General features: G+C 51.1%; 24 protein-coding genes. 12 read left to right on the top strand and 12 right to left on the bottom strand.

The genetic code is table 11. From position 1 onward, the window contains the following. The 3 genes from C2U41_RS07835 to C2U41_RS07825 are packed head-to-tail and all read left to right on the top strand — an operon-like array spanning position 1 to position 2,271. On the top strand, positions 1-819 hold the full coding sequence (locus tag C2U41_RS07835) for an amino acid ABC transporter ATP-binding protein (RefSeq protein ID WP_003029322.1): 819 nt from the start codon (positions 1-3) through the stop codon (positions 817-819). Further along, on the top strand, positions 819-1,604 hold the full coding sequence (locus C2U41_RS07830) for an amino acid ABC transporter permease (RefSeq protein ID WP_049016162.1): 786 nt from the start codon (positions 819-821) through the stop codon (positions 1,602-1,604). The genes C2U41_RS07835 and C2U41_RS07830 overlap by 1 nt, the downstream gene beginning before the upstream one ends. Then, a complete protein-coding gene (locus C2U41_RS07825) occupies positions 1,594-2,271 on the top strand; it encodes an amino acid ABC transporter permease (RefSeq protein ID WP_103848727.1) in 678 nt (225 codons plus the stop codon). The genes C2U41_RS07830 and C2U41_RS07825 overlap by 11 nt, the downstream gene beginning before the upstream one ends. Before the next feature lie 9 nt (positions 2,272-2,280). Here the strand turns inward: C2U41_RS07825 and ydhT are convergent, their stop codons facing one another. The 9 genes from ydhT to ttrS all read right to left on the bottom strand — a co-directional run bounded on the left by ydhT (position 2,281) and on the right by ttrS (position 11,212). Continuing rightward, positions 2,281-3,045 (bottom strand): protein YdhT, encoded by a 765-nt coding sequence (gene ydhT / locus C2U41_RS07820; RefSeq protein ID WP_369700982.1) that lies wholly within the window; start codon positions 3,043-3,045, stop codon positions 2,281-2,283. Positions 3,046-3,096: 51 nt separating this feature from the next. Continuing rightward, a complete protein-coding gene (phsC, locus tag C2U41_RS07815) occupies positions 3,097-3,882 on the bottom strand; it encodes a thiosulfate reductase cytochrome B subunit (RefSeq protein WP_003029330.1) in 786 nt (261 codons plus the stop codon). Further along, complete coding sequence (locus C2U41_RS07810) at positions 3,879-4,547, bottom strand: 4Fe-4S dicluster domain-containing protein (protein WP_003029332.1); 669 nt, start codon at positions 4,545-4,547, stop codon at positions 3,879-3,881. The genes phsC and C2U41_RS07810 overlap by 4 nt, the downstream gene beginning before the upstream one ends. 63 nt (positions 4,548-4,610) lie before the next feature. Continuing rightward, entirely contained in the window at positions 4,611-5,276 is a 666-nt protein-coding gene (locus C2U41_RS07805) for a YdhW family putative oxidoreductase system protein (protein WP_003836542.1), read from the bottom strand. A 10-nt stretch (positions 5,277-5,286) separates the two neighbouring features. Further along, the gene (locus C2U41_RS07800; RefSeq protein ID WP_103848726.1) at positions 5,287-7,389 is read right to left on the bottom strand and encodes an aldehyde ferredoxin oxidoreductase; all 2,103 of its coding nucleotides are present in this window, start codon (positions 7,387-7,389) and stop codon (positions 5,287-5,289) included. 120 nt (positions 7,390-7,509) lie between these two features. Next, entirely contained in the window at positions 7,510-8,136 is a 627-nt protein-coding gene (locus C2U41_RS07795) for a ferredoxin-like protein (RefSeq protein WP_003029338.1), read from the bottom strand. A 481-nt stretch (positions 8,137-8,617) separates the two neighbouring features. Then, complete coding sequence (gene fumD / locus C2U41_RS07790; protein WP_103848725.1) at positions 8,618-8,827, bottom strand: fumarate hydratase FumD; 210 nt, start codon at positions 8,825-8,827, stop codon at positions 8,618-8,620. Between the two features lie 92 nt (positions 8,828-8,919). Continuing rightward, positions 8,920-9,504 (bottom strand): tetrathionate respiration response regulator TtrR, encoded by a 585-nt coding sequence (ttrR, locus tag C2U41_RS07785; RefSeq protein WP_103848724.1) that lies wholly within the window; start codon positions 9,502-9,504, stop codon positions 8,920-8,922. After that, the gene (ttrS, locus tag C2U41_RS07780; protein ID WP_103848743.1) at positions 9,479-11,212 is read right to left on the bottom strand and encodes a tetrathionate respiration histidine kinase TtrS; all 1,734 of its coding nucleotides are present in this window, start codon (positions 11,210-11,212) and stop codon (positions 9,479-9,481) included. Before ttrS ends, ttrR begins: the two co-directional genes overlap by 26 nt. A 227-nt stretch (positions 11,213-11,439) precedes the next feature. Between ttrS and ttrB the strand changes: the two genes are divergently transcribed. Genes ttrB through ttrA form a run of 3 tightly spaced genes read left to right on the top strand, consistent with a single transcriptional unit; the run spans position 11,440 to position 16,255 of the window. Continuing rightward, a complete protein-coding gene (ttrB, locus tag C2U41_RS07775; protein ID WP_217438794.1) occupies positions 11,440-12,174 on the top strand; it encodes a tetrathionate reductase subunit TtrB in 735 nt (244 codons plus the stop codon). After that, positions 12,175-13,197 carry a tetrathionate reductase subunit TtrC gene (ttrC, locus tag C2U41_RS07770; RefSeq protein ID WP_003836554.1) on the top strand — a complete coding sequence of 341 codons (1,023 nt, stop codon included), beginning with the start codon at positions 12,175-12,177 and terminating at the stop codon, positions 13,195-13,197. Beyond that, positions 13,190-16,255 (top strand): tetrathionate reductase subunit TtrA, encoded by a 3,066-nt coding sequence (gene ttrA, locus C2U41_RS07765; RefSeq protein ID WP_103848723.1) that lies wholly within the window; start codon positions 13,190-13,192, stop codon positions 16,253-16,255. Before ttrC ends, ttrA begins: the two co-directional genes overlap by 8 nt. A gap of 80 nt (positions 16,256-16,335) precedes the next feature. Here ttrA and C2U41_RS07760 read toward each other — a convergent pair whose 3' ends face one another. The 3 genes from C2U41_RS07760 to C2U41_RS07750 are packed head-to-tail and all read right to left on the bottom strand — an operon-like array spanning position 16,336 to position 18,853. Beyond that, positions 16,336-17,148, bottom strand: coding sequence for a MetQ/NlpA family ABC transporter substrate-binding protein (locus tag C2U41_RS07760; protein WP_016150148.1), 813 nt, complete (start codon positions 17,146-17,148; stop codon positions 16,336-16,338). A 21-nt stretch (positions 17,149-17,169) separates the two neighbouring features. Beyond that, the gene (locus tag C2U41_RS07755; protein WP_103848722.1) at positions 17,170-17,838 is read right to left on the bottom strand and encodes a methionine ABC transporter permease; all 669 of its coding nucleotides are present in this window, start codon (positions 17,836-17,838) and stop codon (positions 17,170-17,172) included. Next, complete coding sequence (locus C2U41_RS07750) at positions 17,831-18,853, bottom strand: methionine ABC transporter ATP-binding protein (RefSeq protein ID WP_103848721.1); 1,023 nt, start codon at positions 18,851-18,853, stop codon at positions 17,831-17,833. The genes C2U41_RS07755 and C2U41_RS07750 overlap by 8 nt, the downstream gene beginning before the upstream one ends. A 494-nt stretch (positions 18,854-19,347) precedes the next feature. Between C2U41_RS07750 and C2U41_RS07745 the strand changes: the two genes are divergently transcribed. The 6 genes from C2U41_RS07745 to pykF all read left to right on the top strand — a co-directional run bounded on the left by C2U41_RS07745 (position 19,348) and on the right by pykF (position 25,470). Then, the gene (locus C2U41_RS07745) at positions 19,348-20,574 is read left to right on the top strand and encodes a PfkB family carbohydrate kinase (RefSeq protein WP_016150146.1); all 1,227 of its coding nucleotides are present in this window, start codon (positions 19,348-19,350) and stop codon (positions 20,572-20,574) included. A gap of 12 nt (positions 20,575-20,586) precedes the next feature. Next, positions 20,587-21,324, top strand: coding sequence for a glutamine amidotransferase (locus C2U41_RS07740; protein ID WP_103848720.1), 738 nt, complete (start codon positions 20,587-20,589; stop codon positions 21,322-21,324). A gap of 61 nt (positions 21,325-21,385) precedes the next feature. Continuing rightward, entirely contained in the window at positions 21,386-22,279 is an 894-nt protein-coding gene (locus C2U41_RS07735) for a proline iminopeptidase-family hydrolase (RefSeq protein ID WP_048233628.1), read from the top strand. 20 nt (positions 22,280-22,299) lie between these two features. Beyond that, complete coding sequence (locus tag C2U41_RS07730; RefSeq protein WP_060855295.1) at positions 22,300-23,643, top strand: APC family permease; 1,344 nt, start codon at positions 22,300-22,302, stop codon at positions 23,641-23,643. Between the two features lie 212 nt (positions 23,644-23,855). Next, entirely contained in the window at positions 23,856-24,050 is a 195-nt protein-coding gene (gene ynhH, locus C2U41_RS29945; RefSeq protein ID WP_242637968.1) for a protein YnhH, read from the top strand. Between the two features lie 7 nt (positions 24,051-24,057). Next, a complete protein-coding gene (pykF, locus tag C2U41_RS07725) occupies positions 24,058-25,470 on the top strand; it encodes a pyruvate kinase PykF (RefSeq protein ID WP_003029366.1) in 1,413 nt (470 codons plus the stop codon). The last annotated feature ends 67 nt before the right edge of the window (positions 25,471-25,537 follow it).

The following is a 25,537-nucleotide window of genomic DNA, read 5'->3' as shown; positions in this document are numbered from 1 at the left end:
ATGCTCTCAGCCCTTTTTCATCGTTCCGCAGCTTCGGCTGCGGATTTTACCCATTTGCGTCAGGCGAGCGTCGAGCTACGCAATGTGGTTAAAGAGTATGGCGCTCAAACTGTACTTAACGGCGTCAACCTGGCAGTTGAGCCCGGTGAAGTGGTGACCATTCTGGGACCTTCCGGTTCTGGAAAGTCCACTCTTATACGTCTTATCAACCAGTTGGAGTCGCTCAGCGATGGCGAAATCTTCATTGATGGTAAACCAATTAGCCAGTTGCGCGGGGCGGCATTACGCCAGCTACGCAGCCGTATCGGTTTCGTATTTCAGCAATTCAATCTCTATTCGCATCTGACTGCACTGCAAAACATCGCGCTGGCGCTGGAATATGTTCACGGCTGGAATAAGACGGAAGCGGATCGTCGGGCACTTGAGTTGCTGGAAAAGGTGGGACTGGCGGAAAAAGCCAATGCCTATGCCGCACAGTTGTCCGGTGGACAGCAGCAGCGCGTGGCCATCGCCCGCGCGCTGGCTTCATCACCGCAAATTATTCTGTTTGATGAGCCCACCTCCGCGCTGGATCCTGAAATGATCGGCGAGGTATTGCAGGTGATGAAAAATCTCGCCCACAGCGGTATCACCATGATCGTCGTGACCCACGAAATGCATTTCGCCCGCGAGATTGCCGATCGTGTGGTTTTCATCGATGGTGGCGATATTCTTGAAGTGGCCCCGCCGGAGGATTTTTTCGTCCAACCACAGCACCCGAGAACCCAGCGTTTCCTGAAAAAAGTGCTCGACCCGTTACACCAGGAGTCATCATCATAATGCATGCAATGGACTGGCAGGGAGTGCTGAGCGGGCAACCCCTGCAATGGATAATTTCTGGTTTTCTTACCACGCTTTGGGTGACGCTGGCAGGTATCGTGCTCGCCACGCTCATTGCCATCTCACTGCTCAGCCTGCGACTGACGGGCAATCTTCTCGCTAAAACGATGGTCGGGGTGTGGGTCTCGGTGTTTCGCAATACACCTTTACTGGTGCAACTGATGTTCTGGTATTTTGCCGCATGGAACTGGCTTCCCCGTGACGTCATTAGCTTCATCAATGCTGATCATCCATGGTCAATTCTGCCGGGTGATGTCTGGTGGTTAACGCCGGAGTTTATCTGTTCAGCATGGGGACTGGGCGTATTTACCTCAGCATTTTTGGTCGAAGAGATCGCCTCAGGTTTACAGGCAGTTTCTGCCGGACAACGCGAGGCTGCCGTGGCGCAGGGGTTTTCATCCTGGGCGATATTTCTTCACATTCTGCTGCCTCAGGGACTGGCAAACGCCTGGCAACCCATTGTTGGGCAATATCTCAACCTGATGAAGCTTTCCTCGCTTGCCAGCGGTATTGGATTTGCTGAGCTCACCTACCAGGTACGGCAAATTGAGAGCTACAACGCGCACGCGCTGGAAGCCTTTGCCCTTGGCACCGCACTCTATCTGTTTACCGGCATCGTGCTGGGTATGTTGCTTACGCGTCTTGGGCCGCGGCCGGCGGCGGGTAAATCGTCAAAGGTAAGAATGCGCATCTTCAGCGTCAGGAGCATACTGCATGATCGCTAATATTTCGGTCATTACCGACAATCTTGACTATCTCCTGTGGGGACGTGTGGCTGAGGGGCAACCCGGCGGTGTACTGCTCACTTTGCTGATGGCTATCGGTGCGGCTTTGCTGGCGCTGCCTGGCGGGATCGTTCTTGCCTGCTGCGCCTGGCGATTTCCAGGCGCGGTTCGCAACGGGTTGTTTATCTGGGCGGAATTTATTCGCGGCATTCCGCTCATCTTTGTGATTTTCTGGATGTGGTATTTGCTACCCATGCTGACCGGAAGCGATCTGCCCGGTGCCGTTACCGTGACGCTGGCGCTGGCATGGTTCACCACCGCTTCGGTGATGCACTCGGTGTATGCTGGAATTAGCGCACCGCCTGGTGGGCAATATGAAGCGGCAATCGTTCAGGGGTTTCGCCCGGATCAGGCCCTGTGTCTTGTCTTGCTGCCGCAGGTGCTGCGTAACGTACTGCCGTCGTTGACGGGGATTTTCATTGGGCTACTGAAGGACACGTCACTGGCATTTATCGTTAACGTACCGGAACTCACGACGGTTGCCGGTCAGGTTAACAGCCGGGTGCAAATCTACCCGGCAGCCATTTTTATCTTTACCGGACTGGTCTATTACCTGCTGTGCTTTAGCCTGGAGAAAATCACCCAGCGCCGCTTCGCACTAAAATAACCTCTCGGCTCAACATTCCACAAACTGATGGTCTTCGTTGAGCCGATATTTCACGCCCGCCCGAATGTTTTTTTCCCCTTCAACGGCAAGCGCAAAGCGCATTCTCTCGCCATCGTGATAAGCCAGCGCCGCACATCCGCCGGGACCGAGCGTTATCGAATCTACAGTACCGGTACTGGCAACAACGGCGTTCTCTCCGCTGGCAATAATGTGGATATTGTCCGCGCAGTTAGCGATTTTTGCCTCTGCGCCAAAACAGGCTACCTGGGTTAAATCACCGCTACTGGCAACCCGGTTTCGGTCGCCAAGCGAACTGATGCGTACGCGCATGCCGGTACTGGCGATACGCGTTCCGTCGCCCACACTGCTGATACGCGCCGAATTTCCCGCAATCGCTATTCGCCCACGATCGCCTGAACTGCCGATATGCGTGTTATAGCCTACACTGCCAATCCGTGCGCTGTAACCGGCACTGGCGATCTGTGCGGCATACCCGGCGCTGGCAATTTTAACGTTGTCACCCGCACTGCTAAATCGGGCATAATCTTCCGCACTCGCCAACGGACGACTGGTTTCCTCCGCAGCTTGCTCACAGGAAATATTCCCCATTGCGTCAATATCCTGCTGAGCAAAACTCGCCTCTTCCCGCCATTTCGACCAGCCGTATTCCACCAGGCTATTTGCCCAATCGGTATACCCTTCCCGCTGGAGCGCGCGATGAACATCGGCATAGCTTCCTCCTGCGGGAAACGCGCGTAGAAACCAGCGATACATGACGGGCCCAACACGCCAGGCCCGTAAGTCACTTCGTGTAATCATCATCGCTTAATGCCGGTGGTAGCCATCCACCATACACTTGAAGGTTTCGCCCGGCGTGCGGCCCGTAGTGCAAAGATAAAGATGCCCAAAAATGAAAAACAGACTGACAATTGCCAGCGCAAAGTGCGCCTGAAGCAGCCAGTAACGCACACCAGGAAACAGATCTCCGACGACCGTCGGGTAAAGCGATAACAACCCAGAAATCAGCAGTAGTGGCAGCAACCCATACATCACGCCAACGTAGGCCGCCTGCTGTAGCGGATTGAATTTAGAACGCGGTGATGCCGGGAATGGGTGTGACTCGCCCTGCATAATGCCAAACAGGTAAAAACGTGTTTGTCTTTGCGCGCGAGCGATCCAGCCCTGACGTTGAATAATATAGTGATGTCCGTTGCCGCCAATCAGGTTGATCAGCACAAAACCAACCCAGCAGGCGAGTAGCAAAAAGCCGCAAACCTCATGAACGGTAAGCAGGCTTTTCATTACCGGTGCGCTGACGGCAGAGAAGTGATTGACCAGGCCACTGACCAGAAGTAGCAAAAACAACAGCGCATTCGACCAGTGCCACAAACGAACAGCCTTCGAATATAAATAGACCTTCTCACCGTGCCCTGCCGACGTTTTATGTGCCGCCCGAAAGCGCAGCATGGCGTGAAGCGCCAGCACCAGCCACATTCCCACCAGCATTAACCCGGCAACGACTAACCACACGGGCCAGTAGTCCGGTGAAAACAGGGGAACATACTGCGCAAGCTGGGCGTGAAACTGTTCGGCATTTTGCGACGCGTTCATACATTTTCCTTTTTAATCAAATGTTGACCGAACCGACGATACAGATGGGGTTTCCCGGCGCCTGCAAGTTGATATTCGTAATACTTGTTTTCTCGCAACCAGGTCTGAATTTCCGGGCTATCTTCACGGCCAAAAATCAGCGCATGTTCCGGGCAAGCGTTAACACAGATCGGTGGAAAACCTTTCGCCAGGCGTGATTCAGCGCAAAAGTCGCATTTATCCGCCACTTTGGTATGCGGGTTGAGATAACGAACCTGATAAGGACACGCACCAATACAGTAACTGCAGCCGATACAGGAAGACGTATCTACTCGCACAATACCGTTCTCATCCCGCCAGGAGGCACCGGTCGGACACACCTCAATACAAGGCGCATCATCACAATGCTGGCAGGATTGACGGAAGTAGTGATACAGCGTTTCGTTGTCGTTGTCTGAGACTGGAATATGCGCTATCGACAAACGGCTGCCCTGGGCAGGAACATGGTTGGTTTTCCTGCAGGCCCGCGCGCAGATATTACATCCGTTACACAGTGATTCGTCGTGAATCATGACGTAACGAACGGCTTTAGGGCTCCTGGTACTCGCTAACAGATTTTGACCTGGGCCGGTGAAAAAAATCACCGTCCCCATGCCAATGACAAATTTTCGTCGGGTGAAGGACATCGGGTTATCCTCTAAACTGTGACAGTGGTCGTCCACACGTTCCATGACATCAACCTGAATAATTCAGGGGTTCTGATACTGCTCAACCTCAAGCCATTCACACAGGCCGTACGCTTTGCCATAACTCATAAAACGTTCGCTAAACAGATAAGGTTCCGCATTTGACGATTCCACAGTACGTATATCTGCGTAATCGGGATGCGTTTCCATAGCCGTTAGCGCCGCTGTAATCTGCTGAGATTCAAAGCTATACGGCGGTTGCGTCAACATGGCGACCTTATAGGGGCGAGGATACGTGCGGCCGTCGAAGCGTACCGCCTCGGCAATCGCACGGCAGATGTCGTTTTCCACCACCTGCACGCACATGTCGGCGTAGTTTGCCGTCATGGTTTGCGTTGAGTAGAAATAGACATCTTCCGCGCCCTGCACACGGGTGATATCCGCGTTAATTGCGTCCTGACACAGCACATCCAGCAGCACGGATAGATCGGTTTCAGGGACGGAATAAGGTGGCTGCAGAAACACGCTGCGCCCCACCAATTGCCCCGATGCCGAATGCTGGCGGATAAAATCTGCCACAATCGACTCCGGGCTGGCAGGATCCTGAACCTGCGGCGCAGTCACCTGCTCTACCGACGGGTGAAACGCCTGCAGCCAGTGTCTCTTTTGACTATCAACCTCGTCAGGAAGCGCCTCTACGGGTGCCAGAACGTTGCTCACGTTAGTCATCTCACGTTCCTTACGCTGGCAACAGATCTTGCGCCGCCAAATCAGTTGCCACGTCTTCAAGTCCGAGTCGGTTCAGGGTTTCACGCGTTGGGCAACCCAGCTCTGGATCCCAGCCCATTTCCTGATAGAACATCGTCAATGACTGACGCATATCCTCCCTGTCCATCTTGTCGGTTCCTTCAGTGAAGACCGGGATCTTCGGATCTTTATCGAATACCCAGGAGCAGATGAGATCGTGCTCATTGCGCATATCCTTGGTTTGCATCAGTTTGACCGTATAAGCGCGATGCAGGGTAAAGATGCGTTCAGCGGCAAGGTCCAGACTCGCCTGCGTGGTTTCATCACCGGTGACTGCCTGGAAGAACTTCGCCTCCAGATCCAAGTCTCCGCGATAGTTACGGCTCTTGAGTGGTGAAACCGTCATCGGCCAAACCCAGTTACACAACGTAACCGCGTTATGCAGACAGACTTTCAGCAGCGTCCATTTGGCATATTTGATCTTGGCAGCATTGATCGGGGTGTAGTTTTTGGTTTCATCGTAGGCATCCTGTGAACCAAACAGCTCGCCCGCCACTTCGCGCTGCAATTTCAACGGCAAACCGGAGCCGATGAAGTTGATATGGGTGTGCGCCATGCAGTCACGGTTAAACATACAGTTGGTGATCGCCCCCACCTGCGCTGAAGCCTCGTTCGCATGGTGAACAGGAAAACCGAACGGCGACCACAGTTTATTTTTGGCATAACCCCAGTACTCTTCGCCCAAATCCCAGCGTTCAGCAATGGCATACGAGCCGTCCGCAAGGTGACTGAGTTCCCCCACGCGATGCGCCAACCGATAGTAGAAGTCTTTAATAAAATTAGGATCACCCGCTTCCAACTGATCCCAGCGGATTTCCGCATACTCTTCAGCCGGCAGTACGCGCTTAAAGACGCCTTTCGAATAGCAATAAGTAAAATCACGGTGCAACTGGCCGTAGTTACACCAGATACCGTAATCGTCAAACAGGTTCAGACCAATCAGGTTTCCCACCACGCGCCCATCGTCTTTATCGTCAAAATCTTTCGGGCCATGGGGGAAAATGGTGGTGTGTACAAAGTTCGCCACACAAGTGTTGCCGCCGGTACTCGGCACGCCAAAATCTTTCACCCGCGGAACATTGAGCTGCGACATACAACGAATAGGGCATGAATGACAGCCGCTCATTTTGACCGTGTATTTTTCTGCGGCTGGCCCCAGATCGAACACCGATTTATAGGTACGGAAACCTACCGTATTTTGATTGCCCGGCGGGATTTCCCCGGTTTCGATTGGTCCGCCTTCTGCTGCGCCCCAGAACAGCCCTTTACGCGCCGTCCAGCGCGAGTTTGGCGAAGAGTATTCTGCCCAGGCCTGCGGGGTGCTTGGCACAACGTGGTTGTTGTTAGCGCCGATGAGCTCGGTCATCATGTAGTCATTGAGCCGCTTCATCTCTTTGCGATCGGCAATATTGACGCCTTTGGTCCCTTCTACCGCAATAGCCTTCAGGTTTTTCGAGCCCATTACTGCGCCAGTACCAGCTCCGCCGCTGTGGTTGCGACTGTTGATCATGCAGGAGAGCGGCACCAGATTTTCCCCCGCCTGGCCTATCGCGGCGACGCAGGTTTCCGGGCTGGTGATGCGACAAATTTCTTCAGTTGTGGCGCGCGTCCCCTTACCCCACAGGAAATCGGCTTTTTCGATGCTAACCTTATCGTCTTTAATGTTGATCCAGACCGGCGATTCGGACTTGCCTTCAATAATAATGGCGTCGTAACCGGCGAATTTCATTTGTGCAGCAAAGAAACCGCCCATATGAGCATCCACGACTAAATTGCCTTTGGTAAATGTCGATAAGGAGGTGATATTGACGCGGGAGCTACAGGGAGCGCCAGAACCCGTTAATGGTCCGGTGGCAAAAACCAACTTATTCCCTTCATCAAAAGGCATGGTGCCTGGCGGGACTTCGTCGTACATAATTTTATAACCAAAGCCCATCCCACCGACAAATTTTTTAAATTTACTGGAATCTTCAAGGGTGATATTACCCGTGGTGAGATTGACCCGTAAAATAGTACCTGTCCAACCATTAGCCATCATGTTTTCCTTTGCAAGAAGGTTTAATAGATATACCCGCCATTCTTCAGGCAGCTTTTTTATCCAAAACTGCGGTATTTTTGGCAATTAATGGCGCGAATCAGGTATGCCTGCTATCTATCAAACAGTAATATCTTTCCACTCGATAATTTTTAATGCCCCAGTCGGACAAGCATTGGCGCATTCCCCGCATAACACACATTTTGAGGACTTTTTCGTTTCGGTATTTACGGTCGCCATCATCCACGGGCAGGCTGTGGTACACGCGCTACAGCCAATACAGCGTTTGTGGTCCACCGCAATACAACCGTCTTCCTGCTTCCAGGTAATTGCACCTATCGGGCAGACCTTCATACACTGCGGATCTTTGCATTGCCGGCAGGTATCAGCGGTATAGTTTAAATCGCCATACAGCCCACCACCGGACCCGACACCATCATCGCCAAAGAAGAAATTGCGATGGATTTTTATCCGGGAAAAGAAGGTACCCACCGCACCATCGTTATAATTGGTACAGGAAATTTCGCAGCGGTGACAGCCCGTACAGCGAGCTCGCTGGGTCACCAAAACCCCTTTAGGCGTATTGATAAGCCCAACAGTCCCACTATCGACATCTTCCTGCTTACAACCAAAAAGGGATAACAGCGCGGGAGCAATCGTTAATCCCGCCAGTCCTTTTCCTGATATCCGCAGAAATTCTAGTCGCGTTAAACCACAATCTAAAAATGGACGATCAACCTGGTTCATTTATTTCGCATCCTCTTCGCAAATGCTGTGGTAGCAACACCTTCAGGCTAATTTAAACCAGCGCAGGTCAAGCCATATCGGGCGGTTAATGTTGCCAACAACACGTAAATTTTTGCCCTAACCTGATCGCATAAATGACGGTGGTTAAACTGAATGAATCTAATCCTTTAGGGTTAGGCACAGAAATAATGTGGTTATTCAGCATGCATAGTCTTGATCGTCATCAATTAAAAAACGGAAGGGATATAATTAATGCGGAGTGAGATTTATTATCATTAAGATAAATTGAAATAGCACTTCATATGTATTGCAAATATTTGTGACTCCACTCTCATATATATTTTTATATATCATCCGATATACAATTAAATATATAGCGAGTTTGATAGCATTAATTGCAACGCTAAATTATAATTATTGATAGATTAACGTAATGAGAATAAGAGGACGGCGAGAGAAACTACCGCCCTCTTTTTGCGGATTATCCGGCCAATGCTTTAATTACGGTCTCAATAGCCTGTTTTTCTAACTCACTGCGCTTCACACGCTGGTTCGCAAGGGTGGTTCTCAGTACTCCCGCAATGACGATATGCTTAGACTCTTGTCCCAGATCGCGCATTTCCAGCACTACTTTACCGACTACTCTGCACATTTCACGGTACAACTCGTCGTCTTTCGTCTGATTTCCCATTTTTGCCCGCTCGTCATTAACTCAAACCAACAGCATATATCACTCTGAGTATTTAGACAAAATTCAATGAAAATCAAAGAAATGTCATCATTCTACTGAACTCTCTGAAGTCGATTTACAAGCTCAGCAAGACTTCCCGCCTGCATTTTTTCCATCACCCGCGCCCGGTGCACTTCAACCGTACGCACGGCAATATTCATGGCATCAGCAATTTCCCGATTCATTAATCCTTTTGCTACCAGATGCGCCAGTTCCCGTTCTTTTGGCGTAAGTTGTTGATAGCAGCAGATGATCTCTTGTCGCGAGAACGCCGCTGCCGAGACCTGCAAGGCATGTTCTAATGCTGCCTGAAGCGGCGCGGCTGACACCGGTTTTTGCAAAAAATCGACCGCGCCACGTTTCATTTGCTCAACCGCCATCGGCACATCGCCATGCCCGGTGAGAAAGACCACCGCCAGCGTGCTTGCTTTCTGACGCATGATTTCATGCACAGCGTGCCCATCCAGTACCGGCATACGCATATCCAGCAGCAGTACACCCACCTGGTGCAGATTTGCCTCAGCGAGGAATTTCTCACCTTGCTCCCAGCAAGACACTTCATATCCCAGACTTTCCAATAAAAACGCACAGGCCTGGGTGACGGCAATGTCGTCATCCAGCAGATGAATTATCGCCACTACGGCCTCCTTCCCGATTTGGTTTAAAATATAATGTCACTCTCGCCCCCGCTTTTCCGTCCGGGGCCTGCTGATTGTTGATCTCAATATCTCCGTTTGCGTAGCGCACCAGTCGCTGACAAATGACCAGCCCTAGTCCCATGCCTTCTTTACGCGTGGTCATAAACGGCTGAAAAGCTTGGTACAACTGAGTCTCGTCAATGCCTCCGGCATTATCCTGCACCTGAATACTCACACCACCATCCTTATGCAGGGCGCTAAACCAAACTGTGGTAGCCCCTGCCTGGGCGGCATTGAGTACCAGATTGGCCAGCACCTGCTCAAGAAGAACGCTTGGCAGCGTCAATGTTAACGCCTTGCTGACCTGTGTGTGCAGCGTTACCGCCGGGAATTGCTGGGGCATGCGTAGTAATTGCCAGACGTGATGGATAGCATCGTGAACGTTGATGGCTTGCCAGTCATCGGGAAGTACCGGATTGCCCTGTGCCTGGCTGACCCACTGCCGGAGATTGCGCAGCGTATCGGCCCCCCTTTGTGCCTGGGTGTCGATGTGCTCAAGCACGGGCAGCAACGGATGCTGCTCATCCTGACCGCGCAGGCGAATCAGACAGCCTTGGGCATAATGGCGGATAGCCGACAACGGCTGATTGAGCTCATGGGCAAAACCGGAGGTCATCTCCCCCAGCACGCTCATTTGTCGGGCAGTCTCCAGCGCCTGTTCCTGTTTGTGCAACAACACGTTGTTCCGCTCTAGCTGCCTGCCGCGTCGGCGAACCAACAGCATTACCCAGATGTAGTTGAGCGTCAGCAACAGCAACACGATGGCCACGCCCCCCATTGCCAGTCGGTGTTGAATAAACCAGCTTTTGACATCCAGCCACAGCTGACGCTGCTGCGGATGCTGGCGGACATCGCGCAACAACGCTTCCACCTCGCGGGTCGAGGCGGGCGCTCCCCAGCGAAATGTCGCGTTTTGCGGTGCATTGAACAGCACCCGCGTGACGCGATCGGCCAGCTCGTCACTCACTGCAGGTAGTGCGGCAAATGACCAATCAGGATAGAGCGGTGTACTGGTCAGACAGGGAATTGAGGTCGGATGGTTCAACACGGTCATAAAATCGGTTTTACGAATGAGGCCTTCTTCATCCATTTTTTCCAGCAGGCACATCGGCACGATCACCGCCTGCACGGCTTTTTCACGTAATAAATAGAGTAAGGCATCGGCGGGAAATCCGGTAAACGTCAGACGTAAATCGCGTTCAGGGCGCAGACCGGCATCACTGAGCGCTTTATATCCCAGCAAATAGCCGCCAAACGCCTGAGCATCAATGGCGCCAACCGTTTTGCCGATCAGATCGTGTGGGGAGGTTATCCCGCTGTCGCGTCTGACGAGGATCGCGCTGCCGATCACGTTACTGGTGGCTTTCCCACCACGGGTGGAGCGTAGCGACGCCAGCCAGCGCAGCGCAGAACGGCTGTTTAGCTGAACAAACTGCGCCGGATTAGTGACAACAAACTGCACCGTTCCACGATTCACCGCCTCCTGCATCTGGTGCAGATCCAGAGGTTGAATATGAAACTGTTCGCCGGGGATTTGCTGATTCAACAATGTTTCCAGCGGCTGCCAGTGATTACGTGTAGAAACCTCCCCGCGCATCGCCAAAACGCCAATGTTCCATGTCTGCGCCCTGACCGCGCCGCTTAGCATCCACAGCGACGCCAGCACTGTCAGACATCTTACTACGTTGCGTCCCACTCAATTGTCCCTGTCAATTATGTTGTTTTAGATCAACAACAAGCCGGGTATGTGGTTAACCACAATAGAGTATACCCCGTCACGATTTTTACACTGTAAATCATTGAGATTCTTTATTCATCACACGCAAATCAACGGCGTGACCAATGTTTCGTTGTTGCATCGTGACGGGAGAAAATATGGACAGCAGTAAACGGCAGTTTCTCCAGCAACTGGGCGTCCTGACCGCTGGCGCATCACTGGTTCCGCTGGCTCAGGCGAAATTTCCCTTTTCGCCTGAACGCCATGAAGGCTCACTTCAGCATCGCTACGCCATGCTGGTTGACCTGCGACGCTGTATTGGCTGCCAGGCCTGTACCGTCAGTTGCGCCATTGAAAACCAGACGCCACAGGGCGAATTTCGTACCCTCGTCAACCAGTATCAAGTACAGATTGAAAGTCAGCAAAGCGTCACCAACGTCCTGCTGCCGCGACTATGCAACCATTGTGATAATCCCCCTTGCGTGCCCGTTTGCCCGGTACAGGCCACTTTCCAACGCGAAGACGGCATCGTGGTGGTCGACAACACACGCTGCGTTGGCTGCGCCTATTGCGTGCAGGCCTGCCCTTATGATGCGCGATTCATCAACCATGAAACGCAAACCGCCGATAAATGTACCTTCTGTGTTCACCGCCTCGAAGCGGGGCTGCTTCCGGCCTGTGTAGAATCCTGCGTCGGCGGCGCGCGCATCATTGGTGATATTAAAGATCCACACAGCCGCATTTCACAAATGCTGCATGAACACCATGACACCATCAAAGTCCTGAAGCCGGAAAGCGGTACGTCTCCTCACGTGTTCTATCTGGGACTGGATGAGGCATTTGTCACCCCATTGATTGGACGTGCTCAACCCGCTCTCTGGCAGGAGGTTTAAATGAACCATTCACTAATTATCGACGAGGTTCTGGCCCATCCCCAGGACGTAAGCTGGTTACCCTGGGCCGTACAATATTTCTTTTTCATCGGCATTGCCGCCTGCGCCGCACTGTTTGCCTGCGTTCTCCACTGGCGCAAAAAAGAAACGGCAGATCTGGAGAATCTGACGCTGTTAATCGCCCTGACCTGCGCGATTACCGCACCACTGGCGCTGACCGCTGATCTACACCAAACCGCCCGCGTCTGGCATTTCTATGCGTATCCGACGCCGTGGTCCTGGATGCCGTGGGGCGCACTGTTCTTACCGCTGTTTACCGGTTTTTTAGGTCTGTGGTTTCTGGCGCAGCACGTTAAACGGCTAACGCTAAAAAGTTACAACGTCACAAAATGGTTAGCACTTGGTAGCGCACTGTCCGCCATCGGATTGCTGGTTTACACCGGCCGTGAAGTGTCGGTAGTGCAGGCGCGTCCCATCTGGTTCAGTTACGCCTTTCCGGTTGCGATGTTCCTCAGCGCGCTGCAAACGTTTCTTGCCCTGCTTATTGCCACGACAAATAACAAGGACGTACTGCCGCGTAAGCTAGCGTGGGGGCAAATGGTCACGTTGATCGCACTGGCTATCGTGGTGTTGATCTGGGCGAGCGGTAATACGCTTTCCGGTTCGGCTATCCGCCAATGGCTGGATGTGGCTTCTTCAGCACAACACTACGCTATCGGTTGGGTTGCGTTATGGCTTGTTTCACTTGTTCTTTGCGGGTTGGTTGTACGTTACCCCTTGTCGCTACCGCTGCGCGTATTACTCGCTTTTAGCGCCATGGCGCTGTGCTGGCTAATGCGCTGGACGTTACTCATCCAGGTGCAGACCATACCGAAATTTAACGCGCAGTTTAATCCCTACACCCTGCCCGGCGGCACCGATGGCTGGCTGGCCATTGTGGGTACCTTCGGCCTGTGGATAGCACTGATTATTATTGTTCGTGAAGCCCTGAACGCGATCGCAAGGAGAATGCAACATGGCTAATTTAACCCGTCGTCAGTGGCTTAAAGTGGGCCTTGCCGTAGGTGGCATGGTGACTTTTGGCCTGAGTTATCGGGATGTGGCAAAGCGCGCGATAGACGGTTTGCTGGATGGAACCTCGGGCAAAATTACCCGTGACCGCATCTTTGCAAACGCGCTCATCCCTGAAGCCAACGCCCGGCCGCACTGGCAGCAAAACCCGCAGCAGGTGATCTCCATGACACAGTGTTTTGGTTGCTGGACGCAGTGTGGCGTGCGGGTTCGCGTTGACACTGAGCAAGGCAAGGTGCTGCGCATTGCGGGCAACCCTTATCATCCGTTGTCGCACGAGCACCATATAGACGCCTCCGTCCCCTTTACCACGGCAATGGAACAGTTGGCCGGGGAGTCAGGTCTTGACGCACGTTCCACCGCCTGCGCCCGTGGTGCAACTTTACTCGAAGGTCTGTACAGCCCGTTACGTATTCTGGAGCCCATGAAGCGAGTCGGTAAGCGCGGTGAGGGAAAATGGCAGCGCATCAGCTTCGAACAGCTGATCAAAGAGGTGGTGGAAGGCGGAGATCTGTTTGGTGAAGGCCACGTTGATGGTCTGAGAGCCATCCACGATCCCGCTACACCGCTTGATGCGAAACATCTCGGCTTTGGCCCAAAATCCAATCAACTGCTGGTCACTAATACCAGCGATGAAGGACGTGATACCTTTTTACGTCGCTTCGCACTGAACAGTTTCGGCAGTAAAAATTTCGGTGCTCATGGCGCTTACTGCGGTCTGGCCTATCGGGCCGGTTCCGGCGCGTTAATGGGCGATCTGGATAAAAATACCCACGTGAAACCAGACTGGGATAACGTCGAATTCGCGCTGTTTATGGGCACCTCTCCGGCGCAATCCGGCAACCCGTTTAAGCGCCAGGCCCGCCAGTTGGCCAGCGCCCGTTTACGTGACGACTTCCGCTATGTTGTGGTAGCGCCCGCCCTGCCATTAACCACGGTGCTGGCTGACGATCGCGGCCACTGGCAGCCCGTACGACCGGGAAGCGACTCCGCGCTGGCGATGGGGATGATAAGCTGGATTATCGATAAACAACGCTATAACGCTTATTATCTCGCCATTCCCGGCGTACAGGCCATGCAGCAGGCAGGAGAAAAAAGCTGGACTAACGCCACTCATCTTGTGATTACCGATGAAATTCCAACGCTTGCCGGACAACACCTGACCCTCGCCCATCTGAGCACAAACGCCGTCCAGGAGCCGGTGGTCGTCAACGAGGCCGGTGAGATTGTCGCCGCCAACAGTTGCCCGCGTGCGCAACTGTTTGTTACCCGCGAGGTGACGCTGGCTGACGGGCAGACGGTAACGGTAAAAAGCAGCTTCCAGTGTCTGCGAGAGTCCGCAGAGAAACTGTCGCTAACGCAGTACAGCCAGCAGTGTGGGGTGTCAGAAGCAGACATTGGCGCTCTGGCCGACGCATTCACCCGCCACGGACGTAAAGCGGCAGTAATTACGCACGGCGGAATGATGGCAGGCAATGGATTTTATAACGCCTGGTCGGTAATGATGCTCAATGCGCTGATTGGCAACCTCAGTCTTGAAGGCGGTGTGTTTGTTGGTGGCGGCAAATTCAATGGTGCCACCGACGGTCCGCGCTACAACATGGACAGCTTCGCCGGGAAGGTAAAGCCGAAAGGGTTAAGCATCGCGCGCAGTAAAACCGCTTATGAGTCTTCCGAAGAGTACCGCAATAAGGTAGCTGCCGGACAATCCCCCTTCCCGGCTAAGGCCCCGTGGTATCCGTTTGTCGCAGGTCAGCTTACCGAACTCCTCGTCTCAGCGCTTGAAGGTTACCCTTATCCGCTGAAAGCATGGATCTCAAACATGACCAACCCGTTTTACGGCATTGCGGGATTACGTGGCGTGGCGGAAGAAAAGCTCAAGGATCCTGCTCGCTTGCCGCTGTTTATCGCGATTGACGCCTTTATGAACGAAACCACGGCGCTGGCAGATTACATCGTGCCGGATACCCACAACTTCGAAAGCTGGGGATTTAGCGCTCCGTGGGCAGGCGTGGCCAGCAAAGCCACCACCGCGCGTTGGCCTGTCGTCAGACCTGCGTCCAGCCTCACGGCTGACGGTCAATCGGCCTCGATGGAATCTTTCTGTATCGCAGTGGCAAAGCGCATTGGGCTACCCGGATTCGGCGACAATGCGATTACCGATCCGCAAGGTAATCACTATCCGTTGAATCGTGCGGAAGATTACTACCTGCGCCTCGCCGCCAATATTGCGTTTATGGGCAAAGCCCCGGTTGCAGAGGCACAGCCGGAAGACATAGCGCTGACCGGAGTACAGCGGATCATGCCTGTGATGACCCAAACGCTGAAACCCGATGAAATCAGCCGAGTTGCGTTTATCTACTCCCGCGGCGGGCGCTTTGCGCCGGACATCAGCGGGCGAGTTGATAACCGCGTCGGCAATGCCTGGGAAAAACCGCTCCAAATCTGGAATGCGAACGTCGCCGCGCACCGTCATGCAATTACCGGCGAGCGCTACAGCGGCTGCCCGGCCTGGTATCCTTCACGTCTGTCAGATGGACGTGCGGTCGAGGAGTTGTTCCCGGAACAAGAGTGGCCGTTGAAACTGATTTCCTTTAAATCCAATACCATGTCCAGCGCCACGGCGGTTATCCCGCGCCTTCATCATCTGAAACCGGTTAATCTGGTGGCGCTCAATCCGCAGGATGGTCAGCGGTATGGTTTAGCACACGGCGATATCGTGCGTATCACCACCCCTGGCGGTCAGGCGCAAGCGCAGATAAGTCTGCTGCATGGCGTCATGCCGGGCGTGATCGCCATTGAACACGGTTACGGGCATAAAGAGATGGGCGCAGCTCAGCATACGCTCGACGGCAAGCCAATGGCATTTGATGCACAGATAAAGTCAGGGATTAATCTCAATGATTTGGGCTTTGCGGATCCTACCCGGCAGGTTGCCAATACCTGGCTTGACTGGGTGTCAGGTGCGTCGGTGCGTCAGGGGTTGCCAGCGAGAATTGAGCGAGTTTAGCTCTGCGTGAACGCGTTTTACCCGGCCTACAAGACGTCGTAGGCCGGATAAGGCACTGCCGCCACTCGGCAAAAAGCGGATCAGTTATTAACCGGGATCACCGCGCCTTTATATTTAGTACGGATCCAGTCCTGGATTTCTTTGGAGTGCAGGACATCGACCAATGCGACGATATCCTTCTTCTTCTCGTCGCCACGATGCACGGTAATGATGTTGGCGTACGGGTTGTTTTCACCGCTTTCAACGGCAATCGGATCTTTCACCGGATCCAGCCCGGCGTCGATGGCGTAGTTGGCGTTAATCACCACCGCATCGCCTTCGTCGTTGTTATACATCTGCGGTAACAGCGCGGCTTCCACGTTTGGCAGGAACTTCAGCTTTTTCGGGTTTTCGACGATATCGCTAATGCGCGCGGTTACTTTATCCACGCCCGGCTTCAGCTTAATAACACCCTCTTTTTCGAAGATCGACAGAATACGGCCTTCCTCAGATACCGCATCGCGCATGATGACTTTGCCGCCTTCCGGTAGTTCTTTAAGCGATTTCACTTTTTTCGAATAGATACCAATTGGCTCAATGTGAATTGCTCCGGCGCTGACGAAGTCATACGTTTTATCGCCCGCATGATCTTTAATCACACTGTTCAGGTACGGAATATGCTGGAAGTAGTTAGCGTCAATCTCACGACCAGCCAGCGCGGTGTTCGGCAGAATGTAATCCTGGAACGGTTTAATCTCCAGATCGATCCCCTGTTTCGCCAGAATCGGTTTGGCCTGTTCAAGGATCTCCGCGTGCGGCACGTTAGACGCACCAACGGTCAGAGTGTCTGCCCAGGAGGCAAAGCTCAGGGCGCTTAAGGTTGCTGCGGCGAGTAACGTCAGTGATTTTTTCATGATAATGGTTTCCGTATTTTATTAGCGTTTATCTAACAGAGAGGTGATCACATCGCCGCAAAGCTGGATGATGAAGACAATGAGCAAAATCGTCACCGTCGCCACCAGCGTGACGTCGCTGTGGTTGCGCTGGAATCCTTCCAGATAGGCCAAATTCCCTAAACCACCGGCACCAATTACCCCTGCCATCGCGCTGTAGCTAACCAGCGCAATTAGCGTCACGGTGATCCCGGACACCAGAGCAGGAGAGGATTCCGGCAGTAAAACCCGAAAAATAAGCGTGCTCAGCCGTGCGCCCATCGAACGTGTCGCTTCAATAACGCCTTTATCCACTTCACGCAGAGCGATTTCGACCAGACGTGCATAAAACGGCGCAGCACCGACGATCAGCGCAGGCAACGCGGCATTGGCGCCGAGAATGGTGCCTACCATCGCTTTGGTAAACGGGATCAGCAGCACGATCAAAATGATGAATGGGATTGAACGAAAGATATTCACCACCAGCGAAATAGCGCTATATACCGCTCGGTTGGGGAACAATCCGCCGCGCGCGGTCAGGAACAATGCCAGACCAAGCGCGATGCCCAGAATAAAGGTCGCAGCACCCGAAAGAGCTGTCATATACAGCGTTTCCTGGGTTGCCGCTAACAGTTGCCCCCACTTCAGATGGGGAAACAGTTCTTCAGCCATGTTGAATCACCTCGCCTTCAATGTCGCTCTGGCGCAGGTCGGCCAAAATATTGTTCAATTGTTCCTCAGAGGCCACCACGTGCACCCAAAGTTGACCAAACACACCGTGTGCGGTTTGCGCCATTTTGCCGTGCAAGATGTTGAATGGCAGGCCATAGCGCAGGGTCAACTCGCCAACCACAGGCCGGTGCGTGCGTTGCCCGGTAAACGTAAGCTTGATAACTACGCCGCCAAGCTCACTTGCCAACTGCGGATTAAACTCGTCTTCCTCGGTGTACTGACTCACCTGACGAACGAACTGTCGGGTGATCGGCTGCTGTGGATGGGTAAAGACGCTGAGTACGTCGCCTTCCTCAACAACTTTGCCATTTTCCATTACCGCCACGCGATCGCAGATTTTGCGTACTACATGCATTTCATGAGTGATCAGCACAATGGTCAATTTGAAGCGACGGTTAATATCGAGGAGTAAATCGAGGATCTGATCGGTAGTTTGCGGATCCAGCGCCGAGGTGGCTTCGTCACACAGCAGGACATCCGGATTGTTCGCCAGCGCGCGGGCAATTCCTACACGCTGTTTTTGCCCGCCGCTGAGCTGGGACGGATACGCATTTTCACGACCGCTCAGCCCAACCAGCGTAATCAGTTCAGCAACCCGCTGTTTGATGGACGTTTTGGACGCGCCAGCGATTTGCATAGAGAAAGCAATATTTTCGCTAACGGTCCGTGACCACAGCAAATTGAAGTGTTGAAACACCATGCTGATTTTCAGTCGTGCCTGGCGTAACGATTCCCCACGGGCGGCAGAGATACCGTGGCCGTTAATCATCACGCTGCCGGAAGTCGGTTTTTCCAGCCCATTGAGCAAACGAATTAAGGTGCTTTTACCTGCCCCGCTGTAACCAATAATGCCGTAAATCTGTCCCTGTTCAACCGTCAGGTTGACGTTATCGACAGCGGTGATGGCAAGCCTTCCTGGCGTAAACACTTTCGAAATATTTTTCAGGACAATCATGTCGTTTGGGTATCCGCTGCTGCTTATTGTTCTTCTGCTATCGCTTTTGGCTGTTTAGCAGTATGGATGTCCAAACGAGTGTAATCAGCGGAATTGTCTTTTAAAATGAATTAAAAAGTATTTGATATAACATTTAGATATATATGTCGCGAACACTGAACAGATATCCGTTCTATCCCAGCCACGATGATGGAAAAACTCCTGACATTTTTGTTCACTGTTTTTTTTATCTCAATCCATCTCAATTTATAACTGAATCGAGCAAGCCAGCATCTTTTAAATGAGACATAGGAAATTGCAAAACTAATACATGACTGTGCTCACAAGATATCTTGCGTTAATTGTAAACATATAAAAATAAAGAACGTGTAATCCACTTTTTATTATTCTCAATAATTTGGTTTTGCTTCCGGTTTACAGCATGATCTGTGATTCATTTCACCACATGGCAACATTACTATAAATACAATTCAGCAAAATACACGGAGGCTTTAATGTTTAAAGAAGAAAGGCGTACATCTATTCTTAACTTACTCATCAAAGATCATAGTGTCAGCGTGAGAAAACTCGCCGTTCTTTTTAATGTTAGCCAGGAGACTATACGTTCAGATCTTTGTTATTTTCAGAAAACAGGAATGCTTTTGCGTTGTTACGGTGGTGGTATTGTTAACCGCCAGGCATTAAGCAAGTTGATAACAGAAAATAAAATTGACATCTCCGGCACAATTTCAACTCCGGCAAACAAAGATTTTCGATTACATAGAGAAGGCACGAAAATGTCGGGAAAAGTTTGTATATTAGGTTCATTTAATATTGATGTATCGGCTACCGTCCCCTGGCTTCCGCAAAGCGGTGAATCAATCCTCGCAAGCCAGTTCGGTTTTTATCCAGGAGGTAAAGGTGCTAATCAGGCATTGGCCGCAAATAATGCTGGCACCGACGTCCACTTTATTTTTAAAGTAGGTAAAGATCAGTTTAGCTCTTTTGCCCTCAATCATATTATCCAATCTGGTATAAATTCATATTGTGCTTATCAGACTGATGATGCCCCCACCGGAAGTGCATTAATTTATGTTTCAGAGCAGGATGGTGATAATATCATTGCTATCTATCCTGGTGCCAATATGATGCTAACCAGGCACGAAATTAATGAACAGCAGGGTCATATATCTGAAGCTAACGTTTTGCTAATGCAGCTGGAGACTAATATCGATGCTATTGAAGAATTTGTTCGCTTGGGTAAATTAGCAAACAAGACAATTATTTTGAATCCGGCACCTTATACCAAAAATGTTAGCCGTTTATTACCTTCAATAGATATTTTAACACCTAACGAAACAGAAGCATCATTTTTATCGGGTATTACAATATTAAATATTGATGATGCTCAAAAAGCAGGGAATATCATTCTTCAATCAGGCGTTGAGAAGGTCATTATCACTCTCGGCGCACAAGGATCATTACTGTGCGAACGCCACCGTACTTTGTTTATCCCAGCCTGGAGTGCCGTCGTCAAAGATGCTGCGGGCGCGGGTGATGCATTTAATGGCGCACTGGCCGCCTCACTTGCCCGTAAATCAGACCTTGTATCAGCCATTCAGTATGCCTCTGCCTTTGCTTCACTGGCAGTTGAACAAGAAGGTGCATCGAGCATGCCGCAGCATGAGCTGGTACTACACCGGATGCGCACTCAATCGCATGATATTATTAATATCAAATAATAGGATCTCAGTATGAAAATTTTATTTATCGGTGAGTCATGGCATATTCATATGATTCATTCTAAGGGATATGACAGCTTCACATCCAGTAAATACGAAGAAGGCGCTGACTATCTATTATCCTGTCTGCGCCAGCAAAATATCACTATCGACTACATGCCAGCGCATATTGTACAAACCCGCTTCCCGCAGACGGTAGAGGAACTTGATATATACGATGCTATCGTGATTAGCGATATAGGCAGCAATACCTTTTTGTTGCAAAACAAAACTTTTTATCAGATGAATATCATCCCGAATGCGTTAGCGCTGATTAAAGAATATGTCTCAAATGGCGGCGGTCTGTTAATGATTGGTGGATACCTTTCCTTCACCGGCATTGAAGCGAAAGCAAATTATAAAAACACCCTGCTGGCCGAAGTTTTGCCTGTCGAAATGCTGGAGCATGATGATCGCGTTGAAATTCCGGAAGGATGCTGCCCAATCAACACGGAGGAACAGCATGTCATTACGCAAGACCTGACACAGTGGCCCCCCTTGCTCGGTTATAACAAATTGCGTGCCAAGGTGAACAGCATCACGTTGGTCAAAATAAATGACGACCCACTATTAGTTCTCGGTGAGTACAATAAAGGCAAAGTCGGCTGTTTTGCCAGTGATTGCGCACCGCACTGGGGAAGTCCGCAATTTATGCAATGGGAACATTACAAGTCATTCTGGTGTAACATTCTGCAAGCAATTAAAAAATAAACGCCAATCTGCAGGTGATTATTGAATCACCTGCCCTTTTCCCTCCGTATCGGTTAAAAATATGCAAAGTCACTACAAATATGGTGAAATGTTTTGCGATAGCATATTAACCAGCTATCGTATTTATGGCGACCCGGCATCTCAATTAATGCCATTAATTATCTTACACGGCGGTCCATCAGGCGGTTTTGATTATCTATTAAATTATCATGAGCTGTCTGATGATGGACGCATGGTGATATTTTACGATCAATATGGCTGTGGTCGTTCGACGCATTTTCCGCTGGCGGATGCCTCATTCTGGACAATAGAACGTTATCTTCAGCAACTTCGCCAATTAATCAGTCATCTGAATATTGGTCAGCGATATTCATTACTCGGACATTCCTGGGGAGGTATGCTGGCAGCAGAGCACGCCTGCACGCAACCGGAAGGGTTGAGTGGTGTGATATATGCCAGCGCTCCCGCCAGCATCCCACTTTGGCAAAGCGAAGTACTGCGATTGTTTACAGAACTCACGACTGGCGCTGATGCAATGTCAGACGATGCCATTATGCAGGCAAAAATCTATCAGCATCCGCCTGAACAACTTATTGCCTACTACAAAAAACATGTTTATTCCCTGGCGCAAGAACCGCTGCATATTCAGCGTTCTGATGCGCAATTTGCCGCCGATCCCACCGCCTACCATGTGCTATGGGGCGCGAATGAACTTGCGGTGAATGGCTTGCTGGCGCAGTGGGACATCACCCGTTCATTGCACAAGATTCGATGCCCAGGATTAGTCCTTCATGGTGAGTATGATCAGGCGACATCACAGGTCGTTCAACCGCTTATTACCCATATAACCCACTGTCGGGGTGTCACGATTCCTGACAGCAGCCATAACCCACATGAAGAAAATACCGAGCCTTGCCTCACTGCTGTCCGTGAGTTTTTACGAGGCCTTGATTAACACGAATTGAGGTGTTTACTATGAGTAAAATAAAAAAGTTATCTCTCACAGATTTGGTGCTGTACGGGCTGGTATTTATGGTGCCGATCGCGCCGGTTTCTCTCTATGGCGTCGTATATAATTTATCTCATGGCATGGTCGCGCTCGTGTATATTATTGGCGCTATCGCGATGTTTTTTACCGCCCACAGCTATTCAACATTATCAAAGCACATCTCATCCTCCGGGTCGGCTTATACCTATGCAGGCGTGTGCATCAACCCCGCTGTGGGTTTTCTCACCGGATGGATTTTGTTGCTGGATTATCTGTTATTCCCTACGCTGGTTGCCGTCCTGGGCGGTGTTGCTGTTCATGCAATACTTCCGCAAATACCGATTTGGGTATGGCCGTTAATTTATGTGGCTATCGGAACGGGCATAAATTATTTGGGAATACAACAAACGGCTAAATTCGACAAACTGCTGGTCTTTATTCAACTCGGTATTCTGGCCATTTTTGTGGTGCTGATTTTGCGACTGCTGATGCTTGATAGCAGCCACGTGTCATTTTCTTTCAAACCTTTTTTTGATTCTCAGTGGTTTACGCCTGGCTTAATTGCTACCGCGATCTCTGTTGCGGCGCTCAACTTCCTCGGATTTGATGCCATTAGTACCCTAAGTGAAGAAAGCGAAGGCGGAGGGAAAGCAGTCAGTAAGGCAACCCTTCTCGCCCTTATCCTGGCCACCGTGCTGTTTATTATTGTGGTGACCTTTGCCGCATTCGCTACGGGTAAAATCGACAGTTTTGCGGAAGGTACAGAAACTAACGAGGCCTTTTTCACGATTGCAGGCGATGTTGGCGGCATCTGGCTTAAAGTTGCATTTTCTATCATCGTAGCGTTCGTTTGCGCAGTCGGGAATATCATTACGGCGCAAACTGCCGTTTCGCGCGTCCTGTTCTCTATGGGGCGAGATAAAATGTTACCCACATTTCTGGCGCATGTGCACAGTAAAAGAAAAACACCTGACTATGCAATTCTGTTCACCGGGGCTGTGACACTATTCCTTAGTTACTTGTTTTCCGGGAAAATTGAATCCATATCCACCCTTGTCAACTTCGGTGCGCTTTTCGCATTCTTTATGGTGAACCTGAGTGTCTTCGTGCTCTACAACGTAAAGATGAAAGTGCATCGTCGTTTTGTCCCTCATGTGATTTCTCCTGTGCTGGGGATGGTCGTCATTGGTTATGTCTGTATGAATATGAACATTCACGCGCTGACGCTCGGGGTTATCTGGTCTGTAATCGGTCTGGCGGTTTTGTGGTATCGGAAAGCGCATAAGCAGGACATCCATATCGATCTTGAGGGGCGAAAGCTGCTCGACTAAGGCTGAATGCTGAGTTTGCAACACGTTATTTTTTTCTTGTTGCGCAACACCGTCTGAAGTTGGGCGGTGTTTTGTTAACCAACCCGAAACAATTTAATGCTGATTCTTTGTAAAACTGCACAGAAGTGTTTTGAAACGCTGTTTCCATTTTCCTTTTTGATAATTTTCAGCGTATAATGCGCGCCAATTGTCTCTTGAATGGTTTCAGCACATTGACCTGTAAAACTCAACGACTACAAAACTCACCATCCCGTTGGGCTGAAACACAAGCACACATTCCTCTGCACGCTCTTTCGATGTCACCTATCCTTAGAGCGAGGCATCACAACTTTCGTAACTCAGGTTTAGCTTCCCGTCCGTGCGCGGCGGGAGCCAGATTTCCATATCCTTCTCAACTTAAAGACTAAGACTGTCATGAAAAAGACGAAAATTGTTTGCACCATCGGTCCGAAAACCGAATCCGAAGAGATGTTAACCAAAATGCTGGACGCGGGCATGAACGTCATGCGTCTGAACTTCTCTCACGGTGATTACGCAGAACACGGTCAGCGCATCAAGAATTTGCGCAACGTCATGAGCAAAACCGGCAAGAAAGCAGCAATCCTGCTCGACACCAAAGGTCCGGAAATCCGTACCATCAAACTGGAAGGCGGTAACGACGTTTCCCTGAAAGCGGGCCAGACCTTCACCTTCACCACCGACAAATCTGTCGTAGGCAACAACGAAATCGTTGCTGTTACTTATGAAGGCTTCACGAAAGATCTGTCCGTCGGCAACACCGTTTTGGTTGACGATGGTCTGATCGGCATGGAAGTTACCGCCATCGAAGGTAACAAAGTTATCTGTAAAGTGCTGAACAACGGCGACCTGGGCGAAAACAAAGGTGTTAACCTGCCGGGCGTTTCCATCGCACTGCCAGCACTGGCTGAAAAAGACAAACAAGACCTGATCTTCGGTTGCGAGCAAGGCGTTGACTTCGTTGCAGCGTCCTTTATCCGTAAACGTTCTGACGTCGTTGAAATCCGTGAGCACCTGAAAGCGCACGGCGGCGAAAACATCCAGATCATCTCCAAAATCGAAAACCAGGAAGGCCTGAATAACTTCGACGAAATCCTCGAAGCGTCTGACGGCATCATGGTTGCGCGTGGCGATATGGGCGTTGAGATCCCGGTTGAAGAAGTTATCTTCGCGCAGAAGATGATCATCGAAAAATGTATCCGTGCACGTAAAGTCGTTATCACTGCGACCCAGATGCTGGACTCCATGATCAAAAACCCGCGTCCGACCCGTGCAGAAGCCGGTGACGTAGCGAACGCCATCCTCGACGGTACCGACGCAGTAATGCTGTCTGGCGAATCAGCAAAAGGTAAATACCCGCTGGAAGCCGTTACCATCATGGCGACCATCTGTGAGCGTACTGACCGTGTGATGACCAGCCGTCTGGACTTCAACAACGACAGCCGCAAACTGCGCATCACCGAAGCCGTTTGCCGTGGCGCGGTTGAAACTGCAGAAAAACTGGATGCTCCGCTGATCGTCGTCGCAACCCAGGGTGGTAAATCTGCTCGCGCAGTACGTAAATACTTCCCGGATGCCACCATTCTGGCGCTGACCACCAACGAAACTACCGCGCGTCAGCTGGTGCTGAGCAAAGGCGTTGTTGCACAGGTGGTTAAAGAAATCAGCTCTACCGATGATTTCTATCGCCTGGGTAAAGAAGTCGCTCTGGAAAGCGGTCTGGCTCAGAAAGGTGACGTTGTGGTTATGGTTTCTGGTGCACTGGTTCCGAGCGGCACCACCAACACTGCATCCGTTCACGTGCTGTAATAATTCCATCGCGAATTAATTTGCTTAAAAAAGCGCCCTGGTGGCGCTTTTTTTATTTAATCGATAG

Origin of the sequence: Citrobacter freundii complex sp. CFNIH4 (genome assembly GCF_002934505.1) — a bacterium.
In the GTDB taxonomy this organism is placed as follows: Bacteria; Pseudomonadota; Gammaproteobacteria; order Enterobacterales; family Enterobacteriaceae; genus Citrobacter; species Citrobacter freundii.
Note: the sequence above shows the minus strand (reverse complement) of the source record. Positions and strands in the feature narration are given on the sequence as shown.

What these genes read in the sequence shown, in the direction of transcription:
- pykF (WP_003029366.1), top strand. Translation starts at nt 24,058, where the DNA reads ATGAAAAAGACGAAAATTGTTTGCACCATCGGTCCGAAAACCGAATCC.
- C2U41_RS07735 (WP_048233628.1), top strand. Translation starts at nt 21,386, where the DNA reads ATGCAAAGTCACTACAAATATGGTGAAATGTTTTGCGATAGCATATTA.
- C2U41_RS07825 (WP_103848727.1), top strand. Translation starts at nt 1,594, where the DNA reads ATGATCGCTAATATTTCGGTCATTACCGACAATCTTGACTATCTCCTG.
- ttrC (WP_003836554.1), top strand. Translation starts at nt 12,175, where the DNA reads ATGAACCATTCACTAATTATCGACGAGGTTCTGGCCCATCCCCAGGAC.
- C2U41_RS07805 (WP_003836542.1), bottom strand. Translation starts at nt 5,276, where the DNA reads ATGACTAACGTGAGCAACGTTCTGGCACCCGTAGAGGCGCTTCCTGAC.
- ydhT (WP_369700982.1), bottom strand. Translation starts at nt 3,045, where the DNA reads ATGTATCGCTGGTTTCTACGCGCGTTTCCCGCAGGAGGAAGCTATGCC.
- C2U41_RS07730 (WP_060855295.1), top strand. Translation starts at nt 22,300, where the DNA reads ATGAGTAAAATAAAAAAGTTATCTCTCACAGATTTGGTGCTGTACGGG.
- C2U41_RS07830 (WP_049016162.1), top strand. Translation starts at nt 819, where the DNA reads ATGCATGCAATGGACTGGCAGGGAGTGCTGAGCGGGCAACCCCTGCAA.
- C2U41_RS07755 (WP_103848722.1), bottom strand. Translation starts at nt 17,838, where the DNA reads ATGGCTGAAGAACTGTTTCCCCATCTGAAGTGGGGGCAACTGTTAGCG.
- C2U41_RS07810 (WP_003029332.1), bottom strand. Translation starts at nt 4,547, where the DNA reads ATGTCCTTCACCCGACGAAAATTTGTCATTGGCATGGGGACGGTGATT.
- ttrB (WP_217438794.1), top strand. Translation starts at nt 11,440, where the DNA reads ATGGACAGCAGTAAACGGCAGTTTCTCCAGCAACTGGGCGTCCTGACC.
- C2U41_RS07800 (WP_103848726.1), bottom strand. Translation starts at nt 7,389, where the DNA reads ATGGCTAATGGTTGGACAGGTACTATTTTACGGGTCAATCTCACCACG.
- C2U41_RS07740 (WP_103848720.1), top strand. Translation starts at nt 20,587, where the DNA reads ATGAAAATTTTATTTATCGGTGAGTCATGGCATATTCATATGATTCAT.
- ttrS (WP_103848743.1), bottom strand. Translation starts at nt 11,212, where the DNA reads ATGCTAAGCGGCGCGGTCAGGGCGCAGACATGGAACATTGGCGTTTTG.
- C2U41_RS07760 (WP_016150148.1), bottom strand. Translation starts at nt 17,148, where the DNA reads ATGAAAAAATCACTGACGTTACTCGCCGCAGCAACCTTAAGCGCCCTG.
- C2U41_RS07750 (WP_103848721.1), bottom strand. Translation starts at nt 18,853, where the DNA reads ATGATTGTCCTGAAAAATATTTCGAAAGTGTTTACGCCAGGAAGGCTT.
- C2U41_RS07795 (WP_003029338.1), bottom strand. Translation starts at nt 8,136, where the DNA reads ATGAACCAGGTTGATCGTCCATTTTTAGATTGTGGTTTAACGCGACTA.
- C2U41_RS07835 (WP_003029322.1), top strand. Translation starts at nt 1, where the DNA reads ATGCTCTCAGCCCTTTTTCATCGTTCCGCAGCTTCGGCTGCGGATTTT.
- fumD (WP_103848725.1), bottom strand. Translation starts at nt 8,827, where the DNA reads ATGGGAAATCAGACGAAAGACGACGAGTTGTACCGTGAAATGTGCAGA.
- ttrA (WP_103848723.1), top strand. Translation starts at nt 13,190, where the DNA reads ATGGCTAATTTAACCCGTCGTCAGTGGCTTAAAGTGGGCCTTGCCGTA.
- phsC (WP_003029330.1), bottom strand. Translation starts at nt 3,882, where the DNA reads ATGAACGCGTCGCAAAATGCCGAACAGTTTCACGCCCAGCTTGCGCAG.
- C2U41_RS07745 (WP_016150146.1), top strand. Translation starts at nt 19,348, where the DNA reads ATGTTTAAAGAAGAAAGGCGTACATCTATTCTTAACTTACTCATCAAA.